General features: G+C 70.9%; 2 protein-coding genes. Both read right to left on the bottom strand.

Annotated features, from left to right (window positions below):
* The coding region (locus B1400_RS08910) for a fatty acid synthase subunit beta domain-containing protein (RefSeq protein ID WP_133064677.1) at nt 1–5,028 on the bottom strand (5,028 nt) is incomplete at its 3' end.
* Between the two features lie 117 nt (nt 5,029–5,145).
* Nucleotides 5,146–6,560: acyl-CoA carboxylase subunit beta (locus tag B1400_RS08905; RefSeq protein WP_095614039.1), on the bottom strand; the 1,415-nt coding region annotated here is incomplete at its 5' end.

The raw sequence follows: 6,560 nt of genomic DNA, 5'->3' as shown, positions 1-6,560 counted from the left end.
CTGCCACGACAGCAGCTCGGTGAGCAGCAAGCGGCCGAGCCTCTGGTCGTCGGCGGCGTAGTCGTCCCAGACGGCGTCGTCGGCGAGCGCGGCGGCGATGCGTTCGCTCGGCACGACGTCGAGGATCAGCTGCGCGAACTCCTTCGTCATCGCGAACGGCGCGGCCACGAGATTCGGGATGTAGCGGCCTTCGAGCGCGCCGCGGTAGTCGATCTCGGCCGGCAGCAGCGCGTCGAGCTTGTCGCGGAACTCGGGAACGCCCTTGCGCAGCAGCGACGAATGGAACGGCACGTCGATGCCCGGCACGAGCATGAACGCCGGCTTGCCGCCGAACTCCGCCACGCGGCGCGCCGAATCCGCGGCGAGCGCCTTGAGGCCGGCGATCGTGCCGGCGACGGCGTACTGCTGTCCGGCGAGGTTGTAGTTGACGATCTCGAGGAACTCGCCGCTCGCCTCGGCGACCGACTCCACATACGCCTTCACATGCGCGTCGTCGACGCCGAACTGGTTCGGCCTCAGCGCGCCCATGCGGTAGTTCGACCGGCCCTGCGCGTCGCGGTCGATCAGATGGTGCATCGTCGAACCGCGGTGGAACACGAGTTCGAGCACCGTCTCCAGCGGGATGACGTGCGCGAACGAGCTCAGCGCGTTGTATTCGCCGAGCGAATGGCCGGCGAAGTACGACGGACGGACGTCGGCGCCCGCCTCCTGCATGCGCGCCGTCTGCGCGAACGCGACGGTCGCGAGCGCGACCTGCGTGAACTGCGTGAGGTTGAGCAGGCCTTCCGGATGACGGTAGGTGACGCCGTTCGCCGTCAGCTCCTTCGGGTTGTCGCGCACGACGGCGAGGATCGAGAACCCGAGGCGGTCGCGCGTGAGCCTGTCGGCGCGTTCCCACACGTCGCGCGCCGCCGGCGACTTCATGCGCTCGTCGAGGACCATCCCCTGGCTTTGGATGCCCTGGCCCGGGTAGACGAAGGCGCTGGACGGCGCGCATGTGACGGCGGTCGCGCGGCTGACGAGCTGTCCGCCGATGCGGCACGTCACTTCGAGCGCGAGGCCGCCGTGCCTGACACGGCCGACGCGTTCGACGCTGATCTCCACGTCGTCGTCGAGCTGCACCATGCCGTACATGTTGTACGTCCAGCCGGCGATCTCGTAGTGCGCGCCGCGCTCGTCGAACGCCTGCACGGCGTGCTGCGCCGTCGCCGACAGCCACATGCCGTGCACGAGCGGCCGGGACAGTCCGCTGATTGCGGCGCCGCGGTGCGATGTGTGGATCGGGTTGAAGTCGCCGGAGGTGCGCGCGAAGGCCGTCATCTCGTGCGGCGCGCGCACGGTGACGCGGCGCAGCAGGCGGCGCGGCGTCGCGGCGACGTCCACGTCGAGGCCGCCGTCGTCGGCCGCCGGCGCCGGCAGCTCGTCGCTGTAGGCGCGGCCGCGGATCGCGAAGCGTTCCGTCTCGTCGGCGAGCACGGTGCCATCGGCCGCCGTATGCCGCACATGGATCGTCACAACGCGGCCCGACGCCGATTCGAAGTACGGCTCCGCCCAGCTGGTGAGCGCGACCTGCTCGCCGACGTGCGCCAGCAGCGTCTCCTCGTCGACCCGCAGCGCGATCAGATGGTCGAGGTGGACGGCGTTGAGCAGGCCTTCGATGACCGGGTAGCCGTCGACGCTGACCGAGCCGAGCGCCGCGTAGATCGCCGGCCATGCGGGGCCGACGAGCGCGTCCGGCGCGATGCGCGACGGCGTCAGTTCGATCGGCAGCGCGCCGCCGGTGGCCGCCTCATGGTCGGCGCCGAGATTCGCCGACAATGTGTATGCGGCGTGCGCGACGCCGAAGGGCGCGGCGGCCGCGTCCACGCCGTCCACGCCGTCCGCCGCGGCGTCGGCGATCTGCGGCATCGCCGTCAGCTCGTCGCCGGTGATCGCCGTGTTGCCGATGCCGGCCGTCGCGGCGAGCATGCGGTAGACGTGTTCGGGCAGGCGCTCGCGGTCGACGACCGGGATCATGCCGGTCGCGTCCGCCGCCACGTTGAGCGGGATGACGATGTCGCGCACCGCGTGCTTCGCCGCCCCACCGTCCGGGTCGTCGTCCCAGAACGTGTCGAGATGGATGTCGAGGTCGAAGCGCTCGACGCCGCTCCGTTCGTCGCGTCCGACGTGGGTCAGCTCGTAGGTCCTGTCGCCGCGCACGGTGCCGTAGGCCGGGTTGGCGGTCTGGTGGCCGATCCACGAGATGTTCGGGCTGCGGCGGATGAAGTCCTCGGCGTCGGCGGCGCCGTCGAGCAATGCGAAGCGCGGGTCGGCGGCGTCATCGCCGGCGGCGGCCACGCGCGCCGTCATCGCATCGCGGAAGCGGTCGAGGATGTCGGCGACCGGCTCGTCGACCGTCGTGATGCCGGCCACCGAGATCGGGCCGGGGATGATGCGCACCGAATCGGCCGGGTAGCGCGGGTCCTCGGACTGCCACAGCTGGTCCTGGCCCCACCAGCGCAGCAGGTCGTGGTCGATCGCCGGCACGAACGGCATCGGCTTGGGGTATTCGCGCACGAGTTCGGTGAACCAGGCCTCGTCGGCCGGCGTCACCGTCAGCTCGCGCATCGCCGGGTAGGCTTCGACGAGCGCGGCGAGCGCGGCGAAGGGGTCGGCCTCGACGTCGGCGCGGTGCTGGAACATCGGCGTGAACGCGCCCTGTTCGAGGTCGATGACGCGCGCCTCGATGCGCTGCAGCAGATGCAGGTAGCGGTCGGCGTAGGTGCCGTCGGCCCACGGGAACGCGAGCTCGGCGAAGCGGCGCGCCCAGTCCTCGTAGCGCATCGTCTTCAGATCGCCGAAATACGGTTTGGCGGTCCGGTCGAGCGCCTCGATGATCTCCTCGCGGCGCGATTCGAGCTCCTCGGGGTGCTTCATGACGTGCACGAGCAGGCGGCCGCAGCGCGCGGAGGCGTTCTCGAGCTCGTAGATGTCCGCATGCAGATGGCTCAGGCCGCTCGTCACGCCGCCGACGGCCTTGCCGCTCGGCACCCACTGTTCGCCGAGCGGCGCGAACACGTCGTCCGCGTCGGCGCCGGCCGCCGTGATGCCGGGTGTCTGCACCAGCAGCTGCTTGACCTCGGGCGACGTATGCGCCTCCTTCGCCGTCATGACGGCGGTGCCGACGAGCACGCCGTCGACCGGCATCAGCGGACGGCCGTAGCGCGCCGCCCATGCGCCGGTGATGTAGTCGGCGCCGCGTTCCGGCGTGCCGATGCCGCCGCCGACGACGAGCACGAGGTTATGCTGTCCGCGCACCTGCGCGTAGGTCGCCAACAGCAGGTCGTCGAGCGATTCCCAGCTGTGGTGGCCGCCGGCCGAGCCGCCTTCGACCTGCACGAGCACCTTCGCCGGCGCGACGGCCTGCGCGATGCGCACGACCTGGCGGATCTGCTCGACGGTGCCCGGCTTGAAGCACACGTAAGGGAAGCCGTCGGCGTTGAGCGAGGCGACGAGCGCGACCGCCTCGTCGAGTTCGGGGATGCCCGCGGAGACGACGACGCCGTCGATCGGGGCGCCCGACGCGCGCTTCTTCGGTACGATGCGCGACGAGCCGAACTGCAGGTTCCACAGATAGCGGTCCATGAACATCGCGTTGAATTCGACGGTGCGTCCCTCGTCGAGCAGCGCGCCGAGCTCGGCCATATGGCGGTCGAAGACCTCGGCCGTCACCTGGCCGCCGCCTGCGAGCTCCGCCCAGTAGCCGGCGTTCGCGGCCGCGGCGACGATCTCGGGGTCGACGGTCGTCGGCGTCATGCCGGCGAGCAGCACCGGCGGCTTGCCGGTCAGACGCGTGAACGCCGTCTCGACGCGCGCGCCCTGCGGCGTCTTCACGAGGCGCGGCGCGTACGCCGACCAGTCCTGCAGGCGCGCCGGGTCGTCGGTGGCCGTCGCGAGCGCGGCGCGCTGCGCGGCGTCGCAGGCTTCGACGACGCCGACGCCGGTGCCTTCGGCGACGGCCGTGAACAGCTTGCCGATCGTCGTGCCCGGGCCGAGGTCGACCGCCCACAACGTGCGCGGATCGTGTTCCTTGAGCAGTTCGGCGACCTGCGTGTTCCAGTCGACCTGACGGACGAGCACCTCCTCGGCGAGCGTGTGCGCGCGCTCCTCGTCGATGCCGCAGGCGGCCGCCCATGCGACGGTGCGTTCGACGGCCGTCTCCATCAGCGGACTGTGGAACGGCAGCGTCACCTCGAGGTATTCGAGCACCGGGTCGAAGACGGCGCCGCCGCGCACCTTGTCGGCGCGCAGCCGCGCCTGGCGGCGGTGCTCGCGCCGCGCCTCGTCGGCGAAGGCCTCGAGGTCCTGCGGATGTCCGGACAGCACGACGTGGTTCGCCGAGTTGACGACGGCGACGCTGATCGGGCCGTCGGCGTCGTCGACGCGCGCGATCAGCGCGTCCGCCTGCGCCGGCAGGATCCCCTTGACCGACAGCATCGGCGTCGCGTCGCCGTATCGGCGCACGATCCGCTGCGCGCGCGCCTCGCGGGTGCCGGCGGCGCCGATCAATGCGGCGATCGCGAGGATCTCGTCGATGCGCGCGGCGGCCGCGTCGAGAGAGCCGGCGTCGGCGATCGCCTGCGCCATATGCACGCCGAGGATGCCCTGCGAGTGGCCGAGCAGCGCGACCGGCCGCGCCGTGGCGGCCGAATAGCCGAGCTCGTCGAGGTCAATCAATGCGCCGAGCTGCGCGAGCGCGATGCCTTCGATGCTCGCCGTCGCGTCGGCGGCCGCACCGAGCGTCGCCGGGTTCGCGTCGAAGCCGAACAGGTCGACGTCGCGTCCGCTCGTCGCGAGCAGCTGCGCGGCGACCGGCGCGAGCAGGTCGTGGGCACGGCCCGCGGCTGCGCGCAGCGCCGCGGCGGTCGTCGGCTCGTCCATCAGCTCGGCGAGCGCCGTCGTCCACGGCGTGGACTGCCCGGCGAACATCAGGGCGTGGGTTTCGTGCTGGAGTCGTTCCATGAATGATGCGGTGGATGCGGTACTCATCGGTATCGTGGATGCTTTCTCTTCGATGGTCTTCGGTTGTCGGTTGGTTGGTCTTCGGTTGGTCGGGTCTTCGTTCGGCGCGGCGCGCGTCCGGGCGCCGGCCGCGCATGGGCGCCGCTACAGCGGCTGGTTGCCGTGGTGCTTGTCCCCGCGGCGCGCGCGTGGCTTGCCGCGCAGCAGCCGCAGTCCTTCGATGAGCGTGTCGCGCGTCTGCTCGGGGTCGATCATCGCGTCGATCTGCCCGGTCTCCATCGACAGGTTCGCGTTGACGGTCGTGCGTTCGTAGTCGGCCGCGTACCTCGCGCGCGCCGCCTCCACGTCCGCTCCGGCGTCCCTCGCCTTCTGCAGGTCCTTGCGATGGATGATGTTGACGGCGCCGGTCGCGCCGAGCACGGCGATCTGCGCCGCCGGCCACGCGTAGTTGAGGTCGGCGCCGATCGACTTCGAGCCCATGACGATGTAGGCGCCGCCGTAGGCCTTGCGCAGCACGATCGTGACGAGCGGCACCTGCGCGTTCGCGTACGCGTAGATGACCTTCGCGCCGCGGCGGATGATGCCGGCGTGCTCCTGTTCGGCGCCCGGCTTGTATCCCGGCGTGTCCACGAGCGTGACGACCGGCAGGTTGAACGCGTCGCACAGCCGCACGAAGCGCGCGACCTTCTCCGACGAGTCAACGTCGAGGCCGCCGGCGTTGACGTTCGGCTGGTTCGCGACGATGCCGACCGGGTGGCCGTCGATGCACGCGAAACCGACGACGGCCGACGGCGCGAACAGCTCATGCACCTGCACGAACTCGCCGTAGTCGACGACGCAGCGGATGACGTCGAGCACGTCGTAGGGCTGGCGGTCGTTGTCGGGCACGATCGTGCCCAGACGCCGCGCGACCTCATGGTCGGCGCGCGTCGCCATGTACGAGTAGGACGGCGGCTGTTCGCCCGCGTTCGCCGGCAGATACGCGAGCACGGTGCGCGCATAGTCGATCGCATCCGCCTCGTCGACGCCCAGATAGTGCGCGACGCCGGAGGTCGTGCTGTGCACGGCGCCGCCGCCGAGGTCGTCCATGCTGATCGATTCGCCGGTCGCCGCCTTGATGACGTCCGGACCGGTGACGAACATGTTCGAGTTCTCGCGCGTCATGATGATCAGGTCGGTCAGCGCCGGGCAGTAGACGGCGCCGCCCGCGCACGGCCCGAGGATCAGCGAGATCTGCGGCACGCAGCCGCTCGCGTCGCAGGTCCTGCGGAAGATGCGCCCGTACTGCGTGAGCGCGGCGACGCCCTCCTGGATGCGCGCGCCGCCCGAATCGATCAACGCGACGATCGGGATGCGCAATGTGAGCGCCTGGTCCATCAGCCGGCAGATCTTGCGACCTTCAGCAACACCGAGCGTTCCGCCGCGCACCGAGAAGTCCTGCGCGTAGACGGCGACGCGGCGCCCGTAGATCTCGCCGAATCCGGTGATGACGGCCGCGCCGGCGCGCCCTGCGTTGATGTCGCCGCCGCTGAAACGGCCGATCTCCTCGAACGTGCCGG

Origin of the sequence: Bifidobacterium italicum (assembly GCF_002286915.1) — a bacterium.
Lineage (GTDB): Bacteria > Actinomycetota > Actinomycetes > Actinomycetales > Bifidobacteriaceae > Bifidobacterium > Bifidobacterium italicum.
Note: the sequence above shows the minus strand (reverse complement) of the source record. Positions and strands in the feature narration are given on the sequence as shown.